This window comes from Thiomonas sp. UBA7699, assembly GCF_002482605.1.
GTDB lineage: Bacteria > Pseudomonadota > Gammaproteobacteria > Burkholderiales > Burkholderiaceae_C > Thiomonas > Thiomonas arsenitoxydans.
In genome coordinates this window covers 66,562-90,431 of sequence record NZ_DLGH01000028.1, presented here as the reverse complement: position 1 = coordinate 90,431, position 23,870 = coordinate 66,562, and the positions used below count along the sequence as shown (strand labels likewise).

Genomic DNA, 23,870 nt, shown 5'->3' with positions numbered 1-23,870 from the left:
AAGAGTCCACAATAACGGCCGTATGACCTGCTCCTGTTCTCTCTGCCCATGACCGACGATATCCACCCCGGCTTGTTCATTCTGCAGGGCAATCGCCTGGAATTGCTGCGCGATGCCCTGCTGGAATGGCTGGCGCAGCAGCCGCTGGCGCCGCTGGAGGAAGAGGTCATTCTGGTGCAGAGCAATGGCGCTGCGGAGTGGCTGAAGATGGCGCTGGCCGCGCAGGGCGGCATTTGCGCCGCTACGCGGGTGGAACTGCCCGGACGGTTTCTGTGGCGCACCTATCGGCAGGTGCTGGGGCGTGCGGCCACGCCGTCGCAATCGCCGCTGGACAAGCCGCTGCTGACCTGGCGCCTGATGCGGCTTTTGGGTGCCCCCATGGCCGAGCTACACCCGGCCCGCCCCCCGTGGGAGTCAAGGAAACTTGGGGCGGCCCAGCGTTTCCTTGAGGGCGGCACGCTCGATGCGGACGTTTGCGCGCCACTGTTGCAATATCTGCAGGGTCAAGACCTGCTGCGCCGCCTGCAGCTGGCGCAGCGTCTGGCCGACCTCTACGACCAGTATCAGATCTACCGCGACGACTGGCTCGACGCCTGGGCACAGGGCCGCGATGTGCTCATCGACGCGCTCGGGCGCGCGACGCCCTTGCCCGAAGATCAACGCTGGCAGGCCTGGCTGTGGCGCCGGGTTCTGGCCGAGCTGAGCGAAGCGGAGCGTCAATCCACCCGTGCGCAGGTGCAGCGCGCCATGCTGCAGGCGCTGCATACCGCCGAAAGCGCAGCAGACCCGACCCGACCCGCGCTGCCGCGCCGGGTGGTGCTGTTTGGCGCTTCGCATCTGCCTGCCGTGGTGCTCGATGCCCTGGTGGCGCTGTCGCGGTATGTGCAGGTGCTGATCGCGCTGCCCAATCCCTGCCGTTATCACTGGGCCGACATCATCGAGGGCCGCGAGCTGCTGCGCGCGGCACCGGCTCGCAGGCCGCTGCGGGCGGGCGACCTGGCGCAGGTCAGTCTTGAGGCCATGCACGCCCACGCTCACCCGCTACTGGCGGCCTGGGGGCGGCAGGGCCGCGATTTCATGCGCCAGCTCGACGCCTTCGACGAGCAGGCGAACGCGGCAGACAGGCCCGGCCTGCCGCGGCACGACCTGTTCGACGACGCGCCCGGTGGCACGCTGCTCGAACAGATGCAGGCCGCCATCCGCGATCTGCTGCCCTTGCCCGAACATCCGCGCAAGCCCATTTCCGCAGCGGATCGTTCGGTGGTGTTTCACATCGGCCATAGCGCGCAGCGCGAAGTCGAAATCCTCCACGACCAGTTGCTGCATCTGCTGGCGCAGCCCGGCGGCGGGCGCCCGCTGCGGCCGCGCGACATCGTGGTGATGACGCCCGACATCGCCCCGTTCGCCCCGGCCATCCGGGCGGTGTTCGGCCAGTATCCGCCGGGGGATGCGCGCTTCATTCCCTTCGACATCGCCGACCTGTCGGCGCGGGCGACCGAACCGCTGCTGCTCGCGCTGGACTGGTTGCTGCGCCTGCCGCAAGAGCGCATTCTGGCCTCCGACATCAGCGCCTTGCTCGATGTGCCGGCCATTGCCCGGCGCTTCGGCCTGAGGCCCGAAGACCGGCCAAGGCTGACGCAATGGATCGCCGGCGCGGGCGTGCGCTGGGGGTTGGACAGCGACCATCGCGCCCATCTCGGCCTGGGCGCCTGCGGCGAGCAAAACAGCTGGCGCTTCGGCCTGCGCCGCATGCTGCTGGGCTATGCCGGGGCGGGCGAAGACGGCTTTGAGAACATCGTGCCCTTTGACGAAATCGGCGGGCTGGATGCCGCCCTCGTTGGCCCGCTGGCCGATTTGCTCGACGTGCTGCAAGCCTGGTGGCGTACGGCCCTGCAAAACGCCACGCCGGGCCAGTGGGCGCAGCACGCACGCGATCTGCTCGACGCCATTAGCCTGCCACAAGACCTGCGCGAGCGCGAAACCCGCGCCCGCCTCGACGATGCGCTCTCCACCTGGCTCGACCATTGCGCCGCCGCGCGGTTCGACGAAGCCGTGCCGCTGCAGGTGCTGCGCGAGAGCTGGCTGAGCGGGCTGGACGAGGCCGCGGGCGGCGGGCGCTTTCTCGCCGGTGGGGTGACCTTCTGCACCCTGATGCCGCTGCGCGCCATTCCCTTCGAAGTCGTCTGCCTGCTGGGCATGAACGAGGGCGACTACCCGCGCCGCAGCCCGCGCAGCGACTTCGATCTGCTGCATCAGCCCGGGCAATACCGGCCCGGAGATCGTGCCCGGCGCGAAGACGATCGCTACCTCATGCTCGAAGCGCTGCTGTCGGCGCGGCGCATGCTCTATGTGAGCTGGGCCGGGCGTAGCCCGCGCGACAACACCGAGCAGCCGCCGTCGGTGCTGGTGGCTCAGTTGCGCGACTACCTCGCCGCGGGTTGGCAGGGCGAAGGACAGGGCGATCTGCTCGCGCAGCGCACCACCGTCCATCCCCTGCAACCCTTCAGCCGCCGCTACTTCGAGGGCGACGCCGCGCTGTTCACCTATGCCCGCGAGTGGCGGCAGGCGCATGGCGGCGTGGCCGAGAACGGGACCGGGAACGGAAATGGGCCGATGCCGTTCGAGCCGCTCACCGAACCGCTGAGTCTGCAGCAACTGGCCCGCTTTCTGAAAAATCCGGTCAAGGCGTTTTTCCGCACCCGGCTCGACGTGGTGTTCGATGAACTGCAGACGCAGGACGACGACGAGGTCTTCGCGCTCGACGGGCTCGACCGTCACAGCCTGCTCAGCCAATTGATCGACGATCCGCAGGCCGCCGTGAATGAAGGCATCGAGGCGGCCGTCGCGCGCCGGGTGCGCCAGTTGCAGGGCAGCGGGGCGTTGCCCATGCGGGCGCTGGGCAGCAGAGTGGCGCAAGGTCTGGAGCAAGAGGCGTTGCCGCTTTTGCGCAGTTGGTCCGACCTGGCGCGGGCCTATCCGCAGGTGGTGGACAAGCGGGCGTTGATCGTCGAGCACCAAGACCTGCGGTTGGACGACTGGCTCGACGGCCTGCGCACAGGCGGCCAAAGCCCGATCTGGATGCAGCTCAGCGCTTCGAGACTGAGCGATGGCAAAGCGCAGGCGCGCGCTGAAAAGCTGATCGACGCCTGGGTGCGGCAGTTGGCGGCCAGCGCCTGCGGTCATGCGGTGCAGGGCGTGCTCATCGGCGTCGATGCGCGGGTGGAACTGAAGCCGCTGCCCCCGGCTGAGGCCAGAGATCACCTTCACACTCTGCTGGCCGCCTGGCAAGAGGGCATGCGCCGCCCGCTGCCGTTCACCGCCCGCACCGCCTTGGCCGAGCTGAAAAATGGCAAGGGGCAAGAGGTCTATGAGGGCGGCTATTCCACTTCGGGTGAAGTCGAGGAGCCCTGCCTCGCCCGCACCTTCCCCGACTTTGCCAGCCTGAGCGCCGATGGGCGCTTCGAGACTTACCTAGCCAAGCTGTTCCGGCCCTTGGCAGACTGGGCGGCGCAGGCCGTTGTCATCCGCCACGGCCAGACGCCCGCTGCGGGCACGAAAGAAGCCGCATGACTGCCATCCCGGAACCCCTCGATGCCCTGACCTTGCCCCTGCAGGGCAGCCGCCTGATCGAAGCCAGCGCGGGCACCGGTAAGACCTGGACCATCGCTGCGCTCTACCTGCGCCTGGTGCTGGGCCACGGCGACGAAGCCAGCGCGTTTGCCCGCCCGCTCAGCCCCGAGCAGATTCTGGTGATGACCTTCACCCGCGCCGCCACGCGCGAACTGGCCGAGCGCATACGGGCGCGTCTGGTGGAGGCGGCGCAGTGCTTTCAGGGCGCCCTCGCACCCAAGGCGGACGATGAATTTCTGCTGCGCCTGCTGGACAGCTATCCGCCGGGAAGTGTGCGGCAGACCGCCGCCTGGCGCCTGGCGATGGCGGCGCAGGCGATGGATGACGCGGCCGTGTTCACCATCGATGCCTGGTGCCAGCGCATGCTGCGCGAACACGCCTTCGACAGCGGTCATTCCTTCGACGAAGACCTGCTGGCCGACGAAGGCGAACTCACCACGCAGGCCGTGCACGACTTCTGGCGGCAGCAGGTCTATCCGCTTTCTGGCGCGGCGCTGGACGGTGTGCTCCAGGTGTGGCCGGACGTCGGCGCGCTGGAGGGTGAAGTGAAATCGCGGCTACGCGCAGCCCAGGCCGGGGCGCCGCCGGTCGCTGACAAGGACGACTCGCTGCTCGACCTCTGGCAGCGGCTGGGCGAGCCGCAGCAGGCGCAGGTGAGCACGCTCAAGGCGCAATGGGCCGAGCGTGTCGCGAGCATGCGGCAATGGCTGTGCGCGCTGGTGCAGTCCGAGGTCAACCCGCTGAGCAAGAACAAATATGGTTTGAAAAGCGTTTGCGGCTGGTTTGACGCGCTGCAAGCCTGGCTGGATGACCCCGCGCAGCAGCAGCCCGGTCTCGACGATAAAGCTTGGGCCAAGCTCACGCCCGACGGCTTGCGCGCTGGCTGCAACCAGGGCAAGCAGGTGGAGCCGCCAGCGGTGTTCAACGAGGTCGAGACGCTGCGCGCGGCGCTGGCCGATCTGGCGGACCTCGTTCCCGAGCTGCAGACCTATGCGGCCGCTCAGGTCGATGCTCGGCTGCGGGTACTCAAGGCGGCCAGCGGCCAATTCAGCTTTCACGACCAGCTCGAACGTCTCCATACGGCGCTGGCCGGGCCGCAGGGCGAGCGGCTGCGCGCGCGCATTCTGGAGCAATATCCCGTTGCGCTCATCGACGAATTTCAGGACACCTCGGCGCTGCAGTTCAGCGTGTTCAATCGCCTCTACGGCATCACCACGGCGCAGACCACGCACAGCGCCGTGCTGCTCATCGGCGATCCCAAGCAGTCGATCTACGCTTTTCGCGGCGCGGATATCGCCAGCTATCTGCGCGCGCGGCAGGCTACGCAGGGGCGGCACTCAGCGCTGCAGACCAACTACCGCTCGACCGCGGAGGTGGTGCACAGCGTCAACCAACTGTTCGAGCGGCGCGAACAGTCCGCGGGCGCGGGCGCTTTTCTGTACCGGGACGATGACGCGCCTGATGCGGACAACCCCGTGCCCTTCATCGCGGTCGGTGCGCGCGGGCGGGCCGAGCAATTGATTTGCTCCGAAGGGCAGGTGTTTGCGCTGACCTGCGCCGTGCATCAAGAGCTGGAATCCAAGCGCGATGCCCGCGAGCGGTTTGCCGCGCATGCGGCTGCGCGCATCGTCAGTCTGCTCAACGATCCGCAGGCCGGCTTCCGTCAGGCCGACGGGGGCTTTGCGCGTCTGCGCCAGTCTGACATCGCCGTGCTGGTGCGCGATGGCGAAGAGGCTCGCGCCATGCGCCGCGCGCTTCAGCGCCGGGGCGTGGCTTCGGTTTATCTGTCGGATCGCGATTCGGTGTTTGCCTCACCGGAAGCCGCCGACCTGCTGCGCTGGCTGCGTGCCGTGGCCGCGCCGCGCGACGGGCGTCTGGCCCGCGCCGCATTCGCCGCCCCGACACTGGGGGCAACGATAGCCGAGCTGGCCGCGCTGGCTACCGATGACGACGTGTTCGAAAACCGGCTGGCTTTGTTGGCCGAGCTGCAGGCCATCTGGCTGCGTCAAGGGGTGTTGCCCATGCTGCGCCAGACGCTGCACCGGCTCGATCTGCCTGCCCGCTGGTTGAGCGAGGAAGACGGCGAGCGCCGCCTGACCAATGTGCTGCATCTGGCCGAACTGCTGCAGACCGCCAGCGGCGCGCTCGACGGCGAGCAGGCGCTGATTCGCTGGCTGCAGGAGCAAATGGCGGGCCAGTCCACCGAAGAACAGGTGGTGCGGCTGGAAAGCGAGGCCGATCTGGTGCGCGTGGTCACCATCCACAAGTCCAAGGGGCTGGAATATCCGCTGGTGTTTTTGCCGTTTGCCACCGCGTTCAAAGAGGCGAAGGACGGCGCCGACGACCGCGAGCGCCTGCGCGAAGACCTGCGGTTGCTCTATGTGGCGCTGACCCGCGCGCGGCATGCGCTGTGGGTCGGCATCGCCGCGCTGAAAGTCGGCAAAGGGTCGGTCTGCATGCTGCATCGCAGCGCCATCGGCTATCTGCTGGGAGGCGATGCGCCGCGCGCGGGCGCTGACATTCCCGGCCTGCTGCGCGAGACTTTTGGCGACAGCCCGGCGGTGCAGATCGTCGATGCGGCGCAGGAGGCCGAGCTTCAGCGCTTGCAGGCTGCCCACCCCGCCCCGGCCTTGATCGAGCCGCCCAACTATCACGCCCAGTTCGAGCGCAACTGGAGCATCGGCAGCTTCTCCGCGCTGGTGCGCGATCTCACCCCTCGCTCGACCCAGCAACCCGCCTTGCAAGCGGCCCTGCAAGACGAACTGTGGGCGACCGAACCGAGCATGGAACAGCCCTCACCTGCAACTCTCCAGCCGTCTGCCGCGCGCCATCGCTTTCCGCGCGGCGCGCTGGTGGGCAAGTTCGTGCATGAACAACTGGCCTGGCTGGGCGAGAACGGCTTTGCCCTGTCAGCCCAACAAACGCAGGACAGCCTGTTGCAACGCTGCGCCCGGCAGGGTTGGGATGCGCCGCGTTCGGCCGATTTGCTGGAGTGGTTGAGCGAAGTGCTGGTCACGCCCTTGCCGCCGCTGGGCGCGGCGCTGCCCGAGATCGACACGCTACTGGCGGAGATGGAATTCTGGCTGCCGGTCGATCGTGCTCGCGCGGCCGAGATCGACGCCCTGTGCCAGCGGCACATCCTGCCGGGCCGCGCCCGCCCTGAGCTGACCGAACGCACCCTGCACGGCATGGTGATGGGTTTCGCCGATCTGGTGTTCCACCACGCGGGCCGTTACTGGGTGCTCGACTACAAGAGCAATGTCCTCGGCACGGACGACGCCGACTATACGCAACAGGCGCTGGAGGCCGCCGTGCTCGAACACCGCTATGACGTGCAATGCGCGCTCTACATGCTGGCCTTGCATCGCCTGCTGCGGGCCCGGCTGCGCACGGCCTACGACCCGCAGACGCAGCTTGGCGGCGCGATTGATCTGTTTCTGCGCGGGGTTCGCGGGCCGCAGTCGGGCTGCGTGCACATTCCGCCCGACGGGGTCTTGCTCGACGCGCTCGACGCCCTCTTTGCCCAGCGCGAGGAGCTCGCATGAGGCCCGCCCCGACCAACACCCCGAATGCGCCGACCCAGCGCGTTCTCGACGTACTGCACGACTGGGCAGAGCAAGGCGTGCTGCGGCGGCTGGACGCTGCGCTGGCCCGCTTCCTGGCTGAACTCTGCCCGCAAATGCCGCCAGAACTGGCGGTAGCCGTGGCGCTGCTCGCCGATCTGGAGGGGCGCGGTCATACCTGCGTGCTGCTGGGCGAATTGCCGCAACACCTCATCGCCTTGAAAGAGCGCGCCGCCACGGCGGGCGCGCCTGCCCTGTCGCCCGATGTGCACTGGCCCGACGACGGCGAGCGCCTGCTGCGCGAGTGCCCGGCCGTTTACTGCGAGGGCGAGCCGGACAACGGCGCGCCGCTGATATTCTCAAGGGAACGCAGGGCCGCCCCAAGTTCCCTTGACCCCCTCGGGGGGCGGGGCGGGCCTAGCACGACCCTGGGGGCGATGGAGGCAGAGCGGCTGTATCTGCGCCGCTACTGGCGAGACGAGAACACCGTGGCCGCGCGGATTCACCAGCGTCTGCAGCCTGAAGCCGAGGTCGATGCACCCGCCGCTGCAGCCCTGCTTGCACAGCTTTTCCCGCTTGCCGACGATACGGAAGTGGACTGGCAGAAACTGGCGTGCGCGCTGGCGCTACGCGGACGTTTCACCCTGCTCACCGGCGGCCCCGGCACCGGAAAAACACATACCGCGGCGCGGCTGCTGGCTTTGCTGTGGGCTTTGAGATCCCAACCCGGCGCGCTGCGCGTGGCGCTGGCGGCCCCCACGGGCAAGGCCGCAGCCCGGCTCAAGCAGTCCATCGACCGCGAGCTCGTCAAGCTCGCCGCCCTCCCCGGCGTGGCCGAACTGTCGCAGCGCCTCGGCCCTGCACGCACCCTGCACAGCCTGCTCGGCGCGCGGCCCGATACCCGCCGCTTCGCCCGCAACGCCGCGCAGCCCTTGGAGGTGGATGTGCTGCTGGTCGATGAGGCGTCCATGATCCATCTGGAAATGATGGCCGCGCTGCTCGACGCCTTGCCACCCACGGCACGGCTCATTTTGCTGGGCGACAAGGATCAGCTCGCTTCGGTGGAGGCCGGTGCGGTGCTCGGCGAGCTGTGCACCGGGGCGGAACAGGGCCGCTACACGCCGCAAACGGCGCAGGCGCTGCAGGCTCTGTGCGGCGACCGTATTCCTCAGCCCTTCATCGACCCCGCCGGCCCCGCGCTGTTGCAGCGGGTGGTGATGCTGCGCAAAAGTCATCGCTTCGGCGGCGCCATCGGTCAACTGGCCCAGGCGGTGAACGCGGGCGACGCCGAGCGGGCGCAGACGCTGCTGCAGCAGACCGACGATGCGGCGGTGCGGCTGTTGCCCGTGCCCCAGTTGCTGGCGCCCGTTTTCTCCCCGGTTTCAGCCCCTGTTGCAGCCCCGGCGCTGGTCGATCTTGCGGTGCAGGGCCGCGATGGCGCCAAGGGCTATGCCCACTACGCCGATTTGCTGCGGCAGGGGCCGACGGCTGAGGCAGAATGGGACGCCTGGGCGCAGCGCGTGCTGCAGGCTTTCGATCAGTGCCGCGTGCTGTGCGCGGTGCGCGAAGGGCCTTGGGGCGTGCAGGCGCTGAACGAGGCCATCGCCGCGCGGCTGGACGCGCTCGGCCTGCTGCACGGTCGCGGCGCGTGGTACGCGGGTCGCCCGGTGATGGTCACGCGCAACGATCACGATCTGGGCGTGCTCAACGGCGATGTCGGCATCACCTTGCCGACGGGTACGCAGGGTTTGCGGGTGGTGTTTCTGCAGGGGCAGAGCCTGCGCTCGGTCAGCATCAGCCGTCTGGCCGATGTGCAGACGGCGTTCGCCATGACGGTGCACCAGTCGCAGGGGTCGGAGTTCGATCACACCGTGCTGGTGCTGCCCGAGCGCCACGCCGGGCTCAGCCGCGAGCTGATCTACACCGGCATCACGCGCGCGCGCCGCTTTTTCACCCTGGCCTGCGCAGACATGCAGACGCTGCATGAGGGCATCCAGCGCGTCACGCAACGGGCCAGCGGATTGCTCTCGCGCATCGATAAACTGCCTACATGAACAAAGCCTTTGTACGCGAACAAACCTCAGACGCCGACGACGACGAGGACGGCGGCGCCCAACTCCCGCCGCTGCCGCCGGGCGGCAAGAATTACCTCACGCCGCAGGGCTATGCCCGGCTGCGCGCCGAACTCAAGACGTTGGTCGAGGATGAGCGCCCGAAGGTCGTCGAGACCGTGTCGTGGGCGGCGAAGAACGGCGATCGCTCGGAAAACGGCGATTACATCTACGGTAAAAAGCGTCTGCGCGAAATCGACCGGCGCATCCGCTTTCTCACCAAGCGGCTGGACATCGCCGAAGTGGTCGATGCCAGTCTGCAGCACGGCAACGATCAGGTGTTTTTCGGCGCCACCGTGCGCTACGCCGACGACAAGGGGGCGGAGCACACCATCACCATCGTCGGCATCGACGAGACCGAGCCGCTGCAGGGCAAGATCAGCTGGATTTCGCCGGTAGCGCGCGCGCTGCTCAAGGCCCGCGAAGGCGACAGCGTGAGCCTGCCGACTCCGGGCGGTATCGCAACGCTGGAAATTCTCGAAGTGACCTACCCGCCTCGCGGCTGAGGTCTGCGCCCAGCCTTGGGGGCGCTCAGGAGTTGCCTGAGCCCAAACCCGCGGTGCGGTTTTTCGCCCGGCTGGCGCGCACCACGAATTGCAGGCGACGCAAGGCGCGCAGCACATCGGCCAGATGCTTGCGGTCGCGCACCTGCACGACGAAGCGCAGCTCGGTGGTGGCCTGCTGCGTGTCTTCGTCCATGGTGACGTGGGCGATGTCGCTGTCGTGCTCGCTGATGGCGGCCGCCACGCGGGCGAGCACGCCTTTGGTGTTTTGCACGATCACGCTCAGGCCGGTTTCGAAAGGCCGGGTGCATTCTTCCGCCCAGCTCAGATCGATCCAGCGGTCCGGGTCTTTTTGGAACAGGCGCCGTGCGATGTCGCAGTCTTGCTGATGCACGATCAGGCCTTCGCCCTTGCCCAGATAGCCGATGATGGCGTCGCCCGGAATGGGACGGCAGCAGGTGGCGTAGCGCACCGAGATGCCTTCGCTGCCGTCAAGCTGCAACGAGGTCTGGGCGTCGTGGGTGGCACGGCTTTCCAGACGCTCGATGGTGTCGAGCAAGGGCGCGGACAGCGCGTCCTGCGGGGAGACGAGCGCCACCACGCGCTTGGCCAGAATGTCGGCCACGCGCTTGCCCAGGCCGATGTCGGCGTACAGATCGTCGCGCGACTTGAAGCCCGTCCAGCGCAGCAGTTTGTCCCACACGGCGTCGTCGAGCGTGAGCAGATCGAGATGCTCGTGCCGCAGCGCGCTTTGCAACAGACGACGGCCCAATTCGACCGACTCGGCCTGCTGCGTGGTGCGCAGCGCGTGCCGAATTTTGGAACGCGCCCGCCCGGTGCGCACAAAGCTCAGCCAGCTCGGATTGGGGCGCGAGGCCGGCGCGGTGATGATTTCCACCACATCGCCGCTGCGCAACTCGGTGCGCAAAGGCACGAGCGCGTTGTTCACCTTGGCCGCCACCGTCTGGTCGCCCAGATTGGTGTGAATGGCATAGGCAAAATCGACCGGTGTGGCGCCGCGCGGCAGCGCCAGAATGCGCGACTTGGGCGTGAACACATAGACCGCGTCGGGCGCCAGATCGACCTTGACGGTTTCGAGAAAGTCGGCCCAGTCGCGGTTCTCGGTCTGGATGTCCAGCAGCGATTGCAGCCAGGCATTGGTTTGCGCCTGCTGCGGGGTCGGCTTGTCTTCCGGTGTTTTGTAGAGCCAATGGGCCGCCACCCCGCTCTCGGCAATGCGGTGCATCGCCTCGGTGCGGATCTGAAATTCGACGGGATTGCCGTTCGGCCCGATCAGCGTGGTGTGCAGCGACTGGTAACCATTGGCCTTGGGGATGGCGATGTAGTCCTCGAACTTGCCCGGCATGGGCTTGTACAGACTGTGAAGCACGCCCAGCGCCCGGTAACAGTCGAGCACATCGGGCACCAGCACGCGAAAGCCGAAAATGTCTTGAATATGCGCAAAGCTCAGATGCTTGCTGCGCATCTTGCGGTAGATGGAATACAGCGTTTTTTCGCGGCCGAACAACTGCGAGGGCACTTGCGCCTCGTTCAGTGCCGCCTGCGCAGCCGCCAGAATCTTTTCCACCAAACCGTGCCGATTGCCACGCGCAGCCAGCACGGCGCGCGACAGCACGGCGTAGCGGTTGGGGTGGCTGTTGGCAAAGCCGAGATCCTGAAGTTCGCGGTAAACGAGATTGAGCCCGAGACGGTGCGCGATGGGCGCATAGATGTCCATCGTCTCGCGCGAAATGCGCACGCGCTTGCTCGCGGCCATCGCCCCCAGAGTGCGCATATTGTGGAGACGATCGGCGAGCTTGACGAGGATGACGCGAATGTCGCGCGCCATCGCCAGCAGCATTTTGCGAAAGCTCTCCGACTGGTTTTCCTCGCGGTTGGAGAACTGCAGTTTGTCGAGCTTGGTCAGCCCATCCACCAGATCGGCCACGGTGCTGCCGAAATGCTCGATGAGTTCGGCCTGGGTGATCCCCTTGTCTTCGGCGGTGTCGTGAAGCAGCGCGGCCATGATGGCCTGGGTGTCGAGCTTCCAGTCGGCGCAGAGCTCGGCAACCGCCACGGGATGAGAAATGTAGGGCTCGCCGCTGGCGCGGTATTGCCCGAGATGCGCCGCATCGGCGAAGCGGTAAGCCTCGCGGATTCTTTGCAGATCGGCTTCGGGGAGGTAGGCCTGAAGTTTGTCGAGCAGACTGGCCAGACTCACGCAGACGTGCCGGGTTGCAGCCGACTCATCGCCAGTCGCGATCGCCGCAGGCTCGGGCTCGGCCGTGGCATTTTTAGACCGCGCGCGCGGTCGCTTGATTGTGGCAACCTGATCCGCAGCAGGCACAGCCAGATCCGTGACCGAGGCTTTCGGATCGGGCGTGGCGGTGTGGCTGCTGGGCATGTTGAAATCAGGTGGGTACTTTTTTGAGCATCTCAATACCGGTCAGGCCCGCGGCGATTTCGCGCAGGGCGGTGACGGCGGGTTTGTCTTTCGATTCCAGCTTGGGAGAATGACCTTGCTCCAGCATGCGGGCGCGGTAAGTGGCGGCCAACACGAGCTGGAAGCGGTTGGGGATTTTTTCCAGGCAGTCTTCAACAGTAATGCGAGCCATGATGTCAGAGTTCCAGTTCAAAGGATGCCGAGGGCGCGAAAAACCTCGGGATGGGAAAGGCGTTGCGCGGCATAGCGTAGCCGCTGCGCGGCGACGACTTGCTTGAGATCGCGCAAGGCGTGCGTAAAGTCTTGATTCACAATTATAAAGTCGAAGTTCTTCGCCTGCGCCAACTCGATGCGGGCTTCACGCAGACGCTGCTCGATGACCTCGGGCGCGTCTTCCGCGCGGCGGGTGAGCCGTTGCCGCAGTTCCTCGAACGAGGGCGGCAGGATGAAGATGCTCACCGCGTTGTCGAATTGCTTGCGCACCTGCGCCGCGCCCTGCCAGTCGATTTCGAGCAGCACGTCCATGCCGTCGGCCATGCGGCTTTCCAGCCAGCGCTTGGAGGTGCCGTAGCGGTTGCCGTGCACCTCGGCCCATTCGAGAAATTCGCCTGCGTCGATGCGGCGCTGAAATTCGGGGTTGTCGATGAAGACGTAATGCACGCCATCGACCTCGGCGCCTCGCGGCGCGCGCGTGGTGCAAGACACCGAGAGCTGAATGCCCGAGTCTTCCGCGAGCAAGGCGTTGACGAGGCTGGACTTGCCCGCCCCACTGGGGGCGGCGACGACAAACAGGTTTCCGGGAAACTGGGAGGACACGTGGCAGCCTGATTTATTCGATGTTCTGCACCTGCTCGCGCATCTGCTCGATCAGGACCTTGAGTTCGAGCGCAATTTCGCTGAGTTCGAGCGCGGCGGATTTGGAGCCCAGTGTGTTGGCCTCCCTGTGCAGCTCCTGGATGAGAAAGTCCAGCCGCTTGCCCAACTCGCCGCCCTGGGCGAGCAGATCGCGCAGGGTTTGCAGGTGGGCCTGAAGGCGGTCGAGCTCTTCGGCCACGTCGATGCGAATGGCAAAACTGGCGGCTTCCTGCAGGCGACGGTCGTTGAGCGTTTCGACGCTGGTCTCGGCGCCCGTCAAAGCCGCCAGCGCTTCTTCCCAGCGGGCGGTGAACCGCGCTTGCTGGCGCTCCACCGCGAGGGGCACGATTTCGCGCGCCCGGGCGGCATGTCGACCGATCTGTTCGATGCGATCGAGCAACAGAGTGCGCAGACGGTCGCCTTCGAGCGCGCGCGCCGCGACCAGCGCGGTCAGGGCCTGCTGGATGGCCAGGCTGGCGACCTGCGCGATTTCGGCGGCGTCGGCATGATCTTCCTGCGCGCTGCCGATGAAGCGCAGCACTTCACCGACCGAGAGCGGCGCGAGGTGTGGCGCCAGGGCGCGCAAGGCGGTATCGAAGGCCAACAGCGGCGCGGCGGCGCTGGCGTCGGGCATGGCGGGCGCGCTTTGCGGCGCTTCGAAAACCGCGCGGCAGTCGATCTTGCCGCGGCGCAGCGTCTGGGTGATGGATTGCCGCATGGCGGCTTCCGCACCCCGCAGTTCTTCGGGCAGCCGGAAGGCGATGTCGAGAAAGCGGCTGTTGACCGAGCGCAACTCGATATGGATCTTGGCTCCGCTCGAGAGTTGTGCACTATTTTGGCCGTAGCCGGTCATGCTATAAATTGGCTTCAATCGCATCCCCTTTGCGCGTATTTTTCCACACTCCTTTCGCCGGTAGGCTGCTAGCCTTCGTTTTCATGGCCACCTCGTCCAAATCCAAACCCGCCCCACTCGCTCCTGAATCGCAAGTGGGCGGCTACCGCATTGTGCGCAAGGTCGCCAGCGGCGGTTTCGGTGTGGTGTATCTGGCACTGAGCTCCGATGGGCAGAAAGTGGCCATCAAGGAGTACCTGCCGGCCTCGCTGGTGGAGCGGGGGCCGGGCGAGTCGAGCCCGGTGGTGCCACCCGACAAACTCGCGCTCTACCGTCTGGGCCTGAAGAGTTTTTTTGAGGAAGGCCGTTCGCTGGCGCAGATCTCGCATCCCAGCGTGGTCAGCGTGCTCAACTTTTTTCGAGAAAACGACACGGTGTATATGGTGATGAATTATCTGGAGGGCGCCTCGCTCCAGGAGTTCGTCATCACCGCAAGAGAACTCAAGCGCAAGAAGATTTTTCGCGAGTCGACCATCCGCTCGCTGTTCGATGACATCCTGCAAGGCTTGCGCGTGGTGCATCAGCACAAGATGCTGCACCTCGACATCAAGCCGGCGAACGTGTTCATCACCGATGACAACAAACCCATCCTGATCGATTTCGGCGCGGCGCGCGAAGTGCTCAACCAGCAGGACAAGCGCTTTCGCCCGATGTATACGCCGGGTTTTGCGGCCCCCGAAATGTACAAGCGTGAGGGGGCGTTCGGCCCATGGACCGATATTTATGCCGTCGGCGCCTGCATCTACGCCTGCATGACGGGCTACCCGCCTTACGAAGCACCGCAGCGGTTGGAGAAAGACCGGCTGCAGGCCCAGCTCTCCAAGCTGCGGGGCGTGTATTCAGACAATCTGATCGAGATCGTGGAGTGGTGCATGGCGCTGGATGCCATGGCGCGTCCGCAAAGCGTGTTCAATCTGCAGCGCGAACTGGGTGCGGAAAACGCGCGGCGCTACACCAATCTGACCATGGGCGAGAAGCTCCGGCTACACATCGACGAATTGGTCAACGACACCAAGTCGCAAGTACAGAAAGTGCGGGATGTCACCCGGTTTGGCGCGCCCGTCCAGGCGGTGCAAACTCCGGGGCCTGAGCAGGGCAAAGCAGCCGCGAGGGAGAAGAATTGAAGTTTTCGGTGTACCAGGTGAGCCGCCGCGGCGGTCGTGCGACCAACCAGGATCGCATGGGCTATTGCTACACGCGCGAAAGCGCCTTGTTCGCTCTGGCCGATGGTTTGGGGGGGCACCCGCGTGGCGATGTGGCGGCGCAACTGGCGCTGCAGACCATTGCCAATCTGTTCCAGCAAGAAGCGCGGCCGCGCCTGCGCGATCCGCAGGAATTTCTGCGACGCTCGATTTTTCGGGCGCATGAGCAAGTCCAGCGTTATGCGCAAGAAAACGGGTTGACCGATTCGCCGCGCACGACGGTGGTGGTCTGCGTGCTGCAAAACGGCGCTGCGCACTGGGCGCATGTGGGCGATTCGCGGCTTTATTTCATGCGTAACGGCGCCATGCTCACACGCACCCGTGATCACTCGCATGTGGAGCAGAAGCACAAAAAAGATCAGCCTAGCGGCCTCTCTTTGCTGCAACCAGACGGCCCGACGCGAAACATGCTGTTTACCTGCCTGGGATCGGGGCAGCTGCCCATGATCGAGGTGGGTTTGCCGCAAGCGATGCGGCGGGGCGACATCGTGCTGCTGTGTTCCGACGGGCTTTGGGGACAGATCCCCGAATCGGTTCTGGTGCGGCAGTTCGGCCAGCAGGTGCTCTCCGATGCGGTGCCCGAGGTGGTGGAAATGGCGCTGCGGCAAGGCGGCGCCGACTCAGACAACGTCACCGCCCTGGGCGTCGAATGGGAGGCCGATCCCGAAGAGCTGGAAACCTCTCTGCGCATTGAAACCGAGAGCATGCAAAGAGGTGGGTTCAAGTCCACCATCCAGAGCGAGCTGGCTGATCTGCAGGTCGAAGAAATGAACGACGCCGATATCGAACGTTCAATCGCTGAAATCAACGCCGCCATCCGCCAGGGTGCGGCGCGTAAATAACGTTTCCCCTACCGATTACTTCCATGCAAAACACCCCTCCTGCGAGAGAAGGTCGCGGGCTTTCGGCGCTGCGCGCGATAGCCATCGAACGTCATTTCACCCGTCATGCCGAAGGTTCCGTGCTGGTAGCTTTCGGGCATACCCGTGTGCTGTGCACCGCCTCGGTTGAAGAGCGCGTGCCGCCGCACAAGCGGGGCAGCGGGCAGGGCTGGGTCACGGCGGAATATGGCATGCTGCCTAGGGCGACGCACACTCGCGGTGAGCGCGAAGCCAAGCGCGGCAAGCAGCAGGGTCGTACCGAGGAGATCCAGCGCCTCATCGGCCGATCGCTGCGCGCCGTGTTCGATTTTTCAGCCCTGGGTGAGCGGCAGATCACGCTCGACTGTGATGTGTTGCAAGCCGACGGCGGCACGCGCACCGCGGCCATCACGGGCGCCGCCGTGGCCGCGTGGGATGCCTGTCAGTGGCTCATGGCGCAGGGCCGCATCCCGCAGAACCCGATGCGCCAGCTGGTTGCCGCCGTCTCGGTCGGCCTGCTGGGCGACGATTACCGCCTCGATCTCGACTACGCCGAAGACAGTCAGTGCGATACCGATATGAACGTGGTGGGCACGGCAGACGGGGCGCTGATCGAGGTGCAGGGCACGGCCGAGGGCGCGCCGTTTTCGCGGCAGCAGCTCGACGGCATGATCGACCTGGCGCAACGCGGCATCGCCGAACTCGTCGCGCTGCAAAGACAGGCGCTGGAGATCTGACGGTGGCGGCGCCGACGTTTGCAACTTGGCGGATCGTGCTGGCGTCCGGCAATCCGGGCAAGCTCGCCGAGCTCTCGGCCTTGCTCGCGCCGCTGGGGTGCCAGGTGCAGGCCCAAGGCGAATTTCATCTGGCCGAGGCCGAAGAGCCGCATCCCACCTTTGTCGAAAATGCGCTGGCCAAGGCGCGTCACGCCAGCTTTCACACCGGCCTTCCCGCACTGGCCGACGATTCGGGTCTTTGTGTGGAAGCGCTCGGTGGACTGCCGGGCGTGCGCTCGGCCCGCTTCGCGCCGCAGATCGATGGGCCTCGGGCCGAACAGGACGCCGCCAACAACCGTTTGCTGTTGCAGCAGATGGAGGGCCAGACCCTGCGCCTGGCGCGCTTTGTCAGCATCGTGGTGGCGTTGCGCCATGCGGCCGATCCCGAGCCGCTCATCGTTCGCGGCGAACTGATCGGGCAGATCGGGCACGCGGCGCAAGGGCAAGGCGGTTTCGGCTACGACCCCTTGTTCGTGCTCGCGGATGGCCGCACCCTGGCGCAATGTGACGCGCAGGAGAAAAATCGCATCAGTCACCGCGGTCAATCTCTGCAAACCCTGCTGCCTCTGCTGCGCACGCATTGGGGCTGGATGGCGGCGCCGTCAGAGCGCCCTCAGGGCTGGGCAATCCCCACCCCAACCCTCCCCACAAGTGGGGAGGGAGTGATCTCACCTCCCCAACGTCGTGGGGGAGGTCGGGATGGAGACGGCTCTGCGTTTCCTTGAGCATGACGTCTGGGTTTCCGTGAATCAAAAGCACATACCGATCATTGACCACAGCGCGACATCCGGCCCGACCACCGATGCGGCGCCGCAGCGTGCAGCGCAATCCCTGCCGCACTACATGCGGCCCGGCACCTTGCAGTTCAGCGCGCTGCCGCCCCTCAGTCTTTATGTGCATCTGCCGTGGTGTCTCAAAAAGTGCCCCTATTGCGATTTCAATTCGCATGAGTGGCGCGCCGGTGGGGCGATTCCCGAGCAGGCCTACCTGGCTGCGCTTCGCGCCGATCTCGATGCGGCGCTGCCCCTGGTGTGGGGGCGGCGCGTCATCTCCGTCTTCATCGGAGGCGGCACGCCCAGTCTGTTCTCGCCCGAGGCCATCGACCAGTTGATCACCGATGTGCGCGCCCGGTTGCCCCTCGTCGCCGATGCCGAAATCACGCTGGAGGCCAACCCGGGCACCTTCGAACGAGATCGGTTTGCGGCGTTCGCACAGGCGGGCGTCAACCGCCTGTCCATCGGCGTGCAGAGTTTCGACGATGACCGCCTGCGCGCGCTGGGTCGCGTGCATGATGCACGCCAGGCGCACGACGCGGTGGCCGAGGCCGCGCGCCACTTCGCCAGCTTCAATCTCGATCTGATGTTCGCCCTGCCTCAGCAAGACATGCCGGGCTGCAAGGCCGATGTTCACGAGGCGCTGGCGCACCAGCCGCCGCACCTCTCGCTCTATCAGCTCACGCTCGAACCCAACACCCTTTTCGCCCGCCACCCACCCCCACTGCCCGACGACGATCTGACCGCCGACATGCAGCATGCCGTGGCCGACCTGGCGGAGGCCGCCGGGCTGCAGCGCTACGAAGTGTCCGCTTACGCCGCGCCCGGGCACCGCTGTCGCCACAACCTCAATTACTGGCAATTCGGCGATTACATCGGCATCGGCGCTGGCGCCCATTCCAAGCTCACTTTTGCGCATCGCATCGTGCGTCAGACCCGCTGGCGCCATCCTCAGCGTTACATGGAGCAGGCCGCGCAAGGCCTTGCCGTCGCAACCGAGGTCGAGGTATCGCGCAGCGACTTGCCGTTTGAATTCATGCTCAACGCCCTGCGTCTGCGCGAAGGCGTGCGCGTCGAACTTTTTGCCCAGCGCACCGGCCTGCCACCCTCTGCCATCGAAAAGCCCCTGCAAACCGCGCAAAGCAAGGGTTTGCTGGTCGATGATGCCGATGTTCTGCGCACGACCCCGCTCGGATTCGACATGCTCAACAACGCACTCGAACTGTTCCTGCCCCGATCAAGTCGCGTCGCGCCCAGATAGAATGTAAGGCTTGGCCCAGCGGTAGGGCTGATCAACAGGAAGCGTGGCAGAGTGGTCGATTGCACCGGTCTTGAAAACCGGCAACGGGCAACCGTTCGTGAGTTCGAATCTCACCGCTTCCGCCAAAATTGTATATAAATCAAGGGTTTGCATAAGTCATCCCCTGAATCATCCCCAAAATTTGAGCCTGCTGGAATGTATGCCGCGCCAGTATCTGCGCTCGAAGTGGGTAGCTTGGCTGCGCTTCACGGCCTACGCGCCCCTTATCTTGCACTTACTGCCTAGCCTGCCGCTAATGCACGCCCGGTGTGTCGCTGTTGATGCTGCGTGCAGAGTTGCCACACTGCCACGGCTGCGCTTGACGGTCAGCGCGCTGCACCGGAAACTCTGGAAATGAGCGGCGACGGTCGGGGAAGGAAAAATTTATAGACCCGCCTCCCAAACCGCGAGCAATTTTCAAAAACTTGGGGGTTCTATGCGTCGAGTGCTGATGCTTGTTTGTGCATCGAGTCTGCTATCTGGGTGCGCTATGGGTTGGTCTAGGCCCGACACCACCGCAGCGGAGTTTTACCAAGACAAACTCGATTGTGAGCGCCAAGCGTTGCAGATGTATCCCGTATCTGTCCAACCCGCCGGTTATGGTTATCAAACACCATCAATGACGAATTGCTCGGGGTACGGAGGTCAAGTACAGTGTTTTACAACACCTGGTCGGTATGTCCCCCCGTCCACTTATGACCCTAATCAATTCGCGCGGCTGCAGGCAGCAACAGATTGCCTGCGTGGTAAGGGATATACATATGGCCCAGCGAAAAAATAGAAAGCCGAGAACCTCATTAGCTTTTTTGGCGTTGCGCGCGATCAGTTATTTTTCTATAGCTTTTTGGATGATAGGTCAGGCAGACGCCTTATCTTTATTCACAAACGAACAGGCGGCGCACCTGCACTGCCCAAAGGATATTGTGGTCTGGCTCAATCTTAAATCCGGAATCTGGCATTATAAGGGCGAGCGCTGGTATGGACGGACTCGCGAGGGTGCATATGTTTGTGAACATTCTGCAGCGTTGGCGGGCGATAGGGGGACAGAAAATGGGCAGTAAAAAATTAAGTTTTTTGTTTTGTATCACTTTCTTCTTCTTTTTTTTCGTCAATAAATCAGCCCAAGCGGATTCCCACGAATTGACGACAACAAACATGTATTACACACTAAAAAATATAAACGATCTGAGTTACTCGTTCTGGCAAGGTTACGTCGAGGGTGTTGCCGAAACCTCCCCAATTTATTGCCCGCCCGCAGGTAACACGGTAGGTCAGAATGTTCAGATAGTTGTTAATTGGCTTGGAAGTCATCCGAAGGTATGGATTATGCCCCCATCTATTGCAGCAAGTCTCGCTCTGAACGACGCCTATCCATGTAAAAATAAATAGCGCACTAATCAGCATAACTAAGAATATACTTGGAAAATCGTCGCTCTTCCTTTGCCGCCTTGGTATAGGCCCCATGTTTATAGGGGCCTTTATTTCGCCGATCAATCGCCTCCGGCGTTTTCGGCAGAACGTGGATTTTCCACGGCTGAATCTGCCGGATGCGTTCGGCTTGCGCGGCTCGGCGCTCGGGTGTCCAGAGTTCTGAGTGGCGTTTGCGACGCTCGGGTGTCCAGTCGATACGGTTTCCGCCTCGCATGGTTTGTTTCCTTCGATTCCTGTGCTGGTTCTGAATTTGCAGCCGGGTGATTATTGACCTGCTGATTCTGTGCCATATTCAGTTGATTGGCAAGAATAACGGGCGCATTCTTCAAATTGCCCAACACCTCAGCGGTTCGCGTGGCTTGAATCTGTGCTTTCAATGCCAGCCGCATGTATGTTTCGCCACCGTGATGCAGCGGCAGGTCGAGCGCTTTTGCAGTGAATTTGTGAAACACGCTATTGAGAGTCTGCATCTGCGCCAGTAGCTGGGCCTCCACGGTGGACAGGTCGCCTCGGCTGACTTCCTCGGCCTGGGCTTGCAATCGCTTGTAAACGGCGGGCGGGTCTGCATCCTCGATCTTGGCAATCGTGCCAGCGGCCCGGAATGCCGGGCTCGTCACCAGCGCAGCGCGCGTGGATTGCTCGGCGTTGGTCGTGACTAGTTTGCTTGGTGTGTCCTGCGTGGCTTTGGTGGCGTCGTTCATCGCGTGATTTCTGCAAAAGTGCTTGGTATGGGAACTGCAAAAACTGCAAAAAGGGCTTTTTGCAGTTTTTGCAGTTCGCTGCGTGGGCCTTTTCTACAAATTCGCCTTCGGGTTGAGCTTGTAGATCGTGGCCTCGCGTCCACCCGTGGGCAAGGTGTCCACGGCCAGCCAGTCCATTGCCGCCAGATAGTCGAGCGCCTGCGTGACCTGCGCCCGGTCAGTCAGCCCCGACCAGTTCGGACGCCACACCTCATAGCTGCGGAAACCCTCGCGGGACAGGTCGCCTTTCTGGATGCGCTTGAGGATGGCGCGGGCTGTTTCCACTTCGGCGCGAAGGCCAGCGCCGTAGCAGCGCAGGGCATGGCTTTCGAGATAACCCGCCCAGGCTATTGACTGTTCCACGGCCTGCACCTTGACCGGCCCGGCATCACCCTCGGCAAGGTGCAGGATCAGCGCCAGCGCGGGCACCAGCTTGCGATACTTGCCAAGATGGCTCTCAATGGCTGGGTGCAGATCGCCACTGCGTAGGCGCTGCTCCAGATCGGTACGCCATGCCTGGAACCGGACAAGCGCGTCATCATCAAGGCGCAAGTATGGCAAGCCGTCAGGCTGTCCATCGGGGGCAGTGTCCTGCGTTACGCCGACGGCTTCGGGGGTGAGGGTGTCCAGATGCCTGAATACCTCCCATGCCTGCGCTTTGGCTTGCTTGTCCGGCCACTCGTCCACGTCGCGCCAGTCACGCGGCATGTCAGGCCAGACCATCAGAGAAAAGCGCTGCATCAAGCCGTCATCGGCTGCGCCACCTTGCACCGCACCGGCAACATAGGCCCGCAGGCGGCCCGGCTGTGTCGTGCCGATGATTGACAGGCACATGGCCGGAATGTGCAAATTGAATCCGCGCCCGATGCGGTCGAAAGTGAATGCACCATTCCCAGCCCAGGTTTCAAGCATGAAGGCGCGATGATCGGCATGATCTTCACGGTCGAGGTCACGCAGAAAGCCCATGATCTCGTCACGCTCCAAGAGTAGCCCCTGCGGGTTTTGCCTGAGCAGTTCGCCCAGCGCTTCGGGCGTGGCGTTCGTCACCGTGTAGCGCTTGCAAAGCGGTTCACTTTCCGGGGTTTCGGCAAGCAAGGCCGACACGTCCGCAGCAGCGTTTTTATCGAGGGTCTGGCGGGCCTTTTTCCGCCCCACATCGGCGCGCAGTTCGCGCTGCGCCTCGGCCTGCTCCCATGCTGCCAGCGCGGCAGCGTGCCGCTCAGTGGCCTCTGCTGCCAGGCGATGCAGCGGGGCCAGCGCTTGCCTGAGCGCGGGGCTTTTGAGCACGCCAGGACGCCCCACGATCAAGCCCCACAGATTCGGCACTTCGGCCCAGTCGGTGTAGCGCTGGGGGCGAATGGCGAGCTTGCGACCCAGCACAGCAGCGAGGGCAATCATGGCCGGAATGGCAACGAAGTCGGGCGGGCAGCCCATGCGCTCGGCAATGTCGCTCACCCAGGGGCGCAGCTTGGCAGGCAGTAAGGCCGGGTCGAATGGCTGCACGGGATGTAGCGCGTCAGGCAGGGGCTGCGGCTCGGGCAGGCGGGCGATGATTGCCAGATGGCGCACCGTGCCGTAAGTGATGCCGCCAGGCTTGGGCTGGTAGCTGCTCACCAGGTTGATGAAGGCGGCTTCGTTGAACCGATGCGGCGCACGCATCGACCACTCGCGGGCGAGTTCCTCGGCCTGCGGCAGCCCGGTCGCCAGCACACCCCACACGATGTTGCGCCACTGCTCATAGGGGCAGTCGGCATCGAGTACAGCAAGGTCTGCGCGCACTTGCTCGACGGTCGGCACATCGTGAATGGCTGTGGCGGCAGCGGTCAGCGTGTCGGCAGGCGCGGCGGCGGGCTGCGCGTTGCTTTGGTGAAGCAGGTCAAGCCACACAGCCCGCAATGCTTCGGGCAGTGGTGAAGGCAGTTCGCCGGGTTGTGAGAGCCAGCGGTAGGGCTTGCCGCTCTCCGGGTGCACCGTGGGCGGCAGCACGTCCTGCACGCTCAGGCCGTCGGCAGTGGCGCAGCGCAATTCAAAGCCCAGGTCTTGGCGGTTGACCGAGACAAGAGGCTGCTCAAGGGAGAACAACACCTTGATGCGGGTGTCGCGGCCTTGGTAGAGCCAGCCGCCGGAAGCGGTCAGTAACTGCTTCATATTGACCCCATGCGCGAGCAGATAAGCCTGTGCTTTGCGCAGGTCGTCAATGTCCAGGCAGCAGGTTCTTGAGTAGGCATGCAGCAAGCCGATACCCTGCGCGCCGGGCGGGAGTTGGTCGAGGGATGAGATCGCATTTTCTCCGCGGTTCCAGCCGCGATAGCTGGGGGATTTGCTACCAGGGGCGATCGTGCAGAGTTTCCAGCCGATGGCGAGGTATTGCGCGGCTTGTTCTTGGGGCAGAGGGGTCGTGATGGCGTTCATTCGGTAACCCCTTCACTGCGCATAAAGTCAACGATCAAGCCGTGCCAGTAAGCAGCCACAAGGTCATATCGATGTGAAACCGAATCGGGAAGTTTTTGATTGACGACTTGCCAGAAGCGAGGGTTTGTCAGCCAACTCGCCGGTGCCGTGACCAAATCGGACGGGCCATCGGCGCGTTGGTGAAACACCAGCAAGTCGTCAAACAGTATGCCCTTGATTTCCCGCATGCAGTCAGCGACGTGCGCGATGCGCGCTGGATGGGGGAAGATGTAAGCCGCTGATTCGACGTGCCGGACGTAACCATGGTAATAGTCGAATCCTTCAGGCATGTGGAACGTGCTGCTATTTTTCATTTCAGCACCCCCGCAAATAGCGCAAT

The 23,870-nt window shown here is 64.4% G+C and carries 17 protein-coding genes and 1 tRNA gene; 11 read left to right on the top strand and 7 right to left on the bottom strand.

From position 1 onward, the window contains the following. Positions 1 to 48: 48 nt before the first annotated feature. From recC to greB, 4 genes are read left to right on the top strand one after another with little or no spacing between them, the layout of a single operon-like run. The gene (gene recC / locus B3H47_RS12795) at positions 49 to 3,570 is read left to right on the top strand and encodes an exodeoxyribonuclease V subunit gamma (protein ID WP_286987369.1); all 3,522 of its coding nucleotides are present in this window, start codon (positions 49 to 51) and stop codon (positions 3,568 to 3,570) included. Then, entirely contained in the window at positions 3,567 to 7,175 is a 3,609-nt protein-coding gene (gene recB, locus B3H47_RS12790; protein WP_286987366.1) for an exodeoxyribonuclease V subunit beta, read from the top strand. Before recC ends, recB begins: the two co-directional genes overlap by 4 nt. Further along, on the top strand, positions 7,172 to 9,247 hold the full coding sequence (recD, locus tag B3H47_RS12785; RefSeq protein WP_286987364.1) for an exodeoxyribonuclease V subunit alpha: 2,076 nt from the start codon (positions 7,172 to 7,174) through the stop codon (positions 9,245 to 9,247). The genes recB and recD overlap by 4 nt, the downstream gene beginning before the upstream one ends. After that, positions 9,244 to 9,810: a transcription elongation factor GreB gene (gene greB / locus B3H47_RS12780; protein ID WP_013107043.1), complete on the top strand. Its 567-nt coding sequence runs from the start codon at positions 9,244 to 9,246 to the stop codon at positions 9,808 to 9,810. Before recD ends, greB begins: the two co-directional genes overlap by 4 nt. Before the next feature lie 25 nt (positions 9,811 to 9,835). On the opposite strand, the gene B3H47_RS12775 is transcribed toward greB, so the two are convergent. Genes B3H47_RS12775 through B3H47_RS12760 form a run of 4 tightly spaced genes read right to left on the bottom strand, consistent with a single transcriptional unit; the run spans position 9,836 to position 13,958 of the window. Beyond that, on the bottom strand, positions 9,836 to 12,211 hold the full coding sequence (locus B3H47_RS12775; RefSeq protein ID WP_013107044.1) for a RelA/SpoT family protein: 2,376 nt from the start codon (positions 12,209 to 12,211) through the stop codon (positions 9,836 to 9,838). Between the two features lie 7 nt (positions 12,212 to 12,218). Continuing rightward, entirely contained in the window at positions 12,219 to 12,422 is a 204-nt protein-coding gene (gene rpoZ / locus B3H47_RS12770) for a DNA-directed RNA polymerase subunit omega (protein ID WP_013107045.1), read from the bottom strand. Between the two features lie 17 nt (positions 12,423 to 12,439). Further along, positions 12,440 to 13,066, bottom strand: a complete 627-nt coding sequence (gene gmk, locus B3H47_RS12765; protein ID WP_013107046.1) for a guanylate kinase — start codon at positions 13,064 to 13,066, stop codon at positions 12,440 to 12,442. Between the two features lie 13 nt (positions 13,067 to 13,079). Beyond that, entirely contained in the window at positions 13,080 to 13,958 is an 879-nt protein-coding gene (locus tag B3H47_RS12760; protein WP_232054205.1) for a YicC/YloC family endoribonuclease, read from the bottom strand. 83 nt (positions 13,959 to 14,041) lie between these two features. Between B3H47_RS12760 and B3H47_RS12755 the strand changes: the two genes are divergently transcribed. The 7 genes from B3H47_RS12755 to B3H47_RS12725 all read left to right on the top strand — a co-directional run bounded on the left by B3H47_RS12755 (position 14,042) and on the right by B3H47_RS12725 (position 20,297). Next, positions 14,042 to 15,121: a serine/threonine protein kinase gene (locus tag B3H47_RS12755; protein ID WP_013107048.1), complete on the top strand. Its 1,080-nt coding sequence runs from the start codon at positions 14,042 to 14,044 to the stop codon at positions 15,119 to 15,121. After that, the gene (locus B3H47_RS12750; RefSeq protein ID WP_013107049.1) at positions 15,118 to 16,041 is read left to right on the top strand and encodes a PP2C family protein-serine/threonine phosphatase; all 924 of its coding nucleotides are present in this window, start codon (positions 15,118 to 15,120) and stop codon (positions 16,039 to 16,041) included. The genes B3H47_RS12755 and B3H47_RS12750 overlap by 4 nt, the downstream gene beginning before the upstream one ends. Positions 16,042 to 16,064: 23 nt before the next feature. Then, positions 16,065 to 16,796, top strand: coding sequence for a ribonuclease PH (gene rph, locus B3H47_RS12745; protein ID WP_013107050.1), 732 nt, complete (start codon positions 16,065 to 16,067; stop codon positions 16,794 to 16,796). Positions 16,797 to 16,798: 2 nt separating this feature from the next. Next, positions 16,799 to 17,560 (top strand): RdgB/HAM1 family non-canonical purine NTP pyrophosphatase, encoded by a 762-nt coding sequence (rdgB, locus tag B3H47_RS12740; protein WP_286987363.1) that lies wholly within the window; start codon positions 16,799 to 16,801, stop codon positions 17,558 to 17,560. Between the two features lie 118 nt (positions 17,561 to 17,678). Next, entirely contained in the window at positions 17,679 to 18,869 is a 1,191-nt protein-coding gene (hemW, locus tag B3H47_RS12735) for a radical SAM family heme chaperone HemW (protein ID WP_286987396.1), read from the top strand. 37 nt (positions 18,870 to 18,906) lie between these two features. Further along, positions 18,907 to 18,994 (top strand) — tRNA-Ser (locus B3H47_RS12730). Between the two features lie 892 nt (positions 18,995 to 19,886). Further along, positions 19,887 to 20,297, top strand: coding sequence for a Rap1a/Tai family immunity protein (locus B3H47_RS12725; RefSeq protein WP_286987355.1), 411 nt, complete (start codon positions 19,887 to 19,889; stop codon positions 20,295 to 20,297). A gap of 101 nt (positions 20,298 to 20,398) precedes the next feature. Here the strand turns inward: B3H47_RS12725 and B3H47_RS12720 are convergent, their stop codons facing one another. From B3H47_RS12720 to B3H47_RS12710, 3 genes are all read right to left on the bottom strand, one after another. Further along, the gene (locus B3H47_RS12720) at positions 20,399 to 21,040 is read right to left on the bottom strand and encodes a hypothetical protein (protein WP_286987354.1); all 642 of its coding nucleotides are present in this window, start codon (positions 21,038 to 21,040) and stop codon (positions 20,399 to 20,401) included. A gap of 93 nt (positions 21,041 to 21,133) precedes the next feature. Continuing rightward, the gene (locus B3H47_RS12715) at positions 21,134 to 23,491 is read right to left on the bottom strand and encodes a DUF3987 domain-containing protein (RefSeq protein WP_286987352.1); all 2,358 of its coding nucleotides are present in this window, start codon (positions 23,489 to 23,491) and stop codon (positions 21,134 to 21,136) included. Further along, positions 23,488 to 23,844, bottom strand: a complete 357-nt coding sequence (locus B3H47_RS12710; RefSeq protein WP_286987350.1) for a hypothetical protein — start codon at positions 23,842 to 23,844, stop codon at positions 23,488 to 23,490. Before B3H47_RS12710 ends, B3H47_RS12715 begins: the two co-directional genes overlap by 4 nt. Positions 23,845 to 23,870: the final 26 nt, after the last annotated feature.

Bases quoted from the DNA above. Each gene is read 5' to 3' on its own strand.
- recC (WP_286987369.1), top strand. From the start codon at position 49: ATGACCGACGATATCCACCCCGGCTTGTTCATTCTGCAGGGCAATCGC.
- recB (WP_286987366.1), top strand. From the start codon at position 3,567: ATGACTGCCATCCCGGAACCCCTCGATGCCCTGACCTTGCCCCTGCAG.
- recD (WP_286987364.1), top strand. From the start codon at position 7,172: ATGAGGCCCGCCCCGACCAACACCCCGAATGCGCCGACCCAGCGCGTT.
- greB (WP_013107043.1), top strand. From the start codon at position 9,244: ATGAACAAAGCCTTTGTACGCGAACAAACCTCAGACGCCGACGACGAC.
- B3H47_RS12775 (WP_013107044.1), bottom strand. From the start codon at position 12,211: ATGCCCAGCAGCCACACCGCCACGCCCGATCCGAAAGCCTCGGTCACG.
- rpoZ (WP_013107045.1), bottom strand. From the start codon at position 12,422: ATGGCTCGCATTACTGTTGAAGACTGCCTGGAAAAAATCCCCAACCGC.
- B3H47_RS12760 (WP_232054205.1), bottom strand. From the start codon at position 13,958: ATGACCGGCTACGGCCAAAATAGTGCACAACTCTCGAGCGGAGCCAAG.
- B3H47_RS12755 (WP_013107048.1), top strand. From the start codon at position 14,042: ATGGCCACCTCGTCCAAATCCAAACCCGCCCCACTCGCTCCTGAATCG.
- rph (WP_013107050.1), top strand. From the start codon at position 16,065: ATGCAAAACACCCCTCCTGCGAGAGAAGGTCGCGGGCTTTCGGCGCTG.
- hemW (WP_286987396.1), top strand. From the start codon at position 17,679: ATGCGGCCCGGCACCTTGCAGTTCAGCGCGCTGCCGCCCCTCAGTCTT.
- B3H47_RS12725 (WP_286987355.1), top strand. From the start codon at position 19,887: ATGGACGGACTCGCGAGGGTGCATATGTTTGTGAACATTCTGCAGCGT.
- B3H47_RS12720 (WP_286987354.1), bottom strand. From the start codon at position 21,040: ATGAACGACGCCACCAAAGCCACGCAGGACACACCAAGCAAACTAGTC.
- B3H47_RS12715 (WP_286987352.1), bottom strand. From the start codon at position 23,491: ATGAACGCCATCACGACCCCTCTGCCCCAAGAACAAGCCGCGCAATAC.
- B3H47_RS12710 (WP_286987350.1), bottom strand. From the start codon at position 23,844: ATGAAAAATAGCAGCACGTTCCACATGCCTGAAGGATTCGACTATTAC.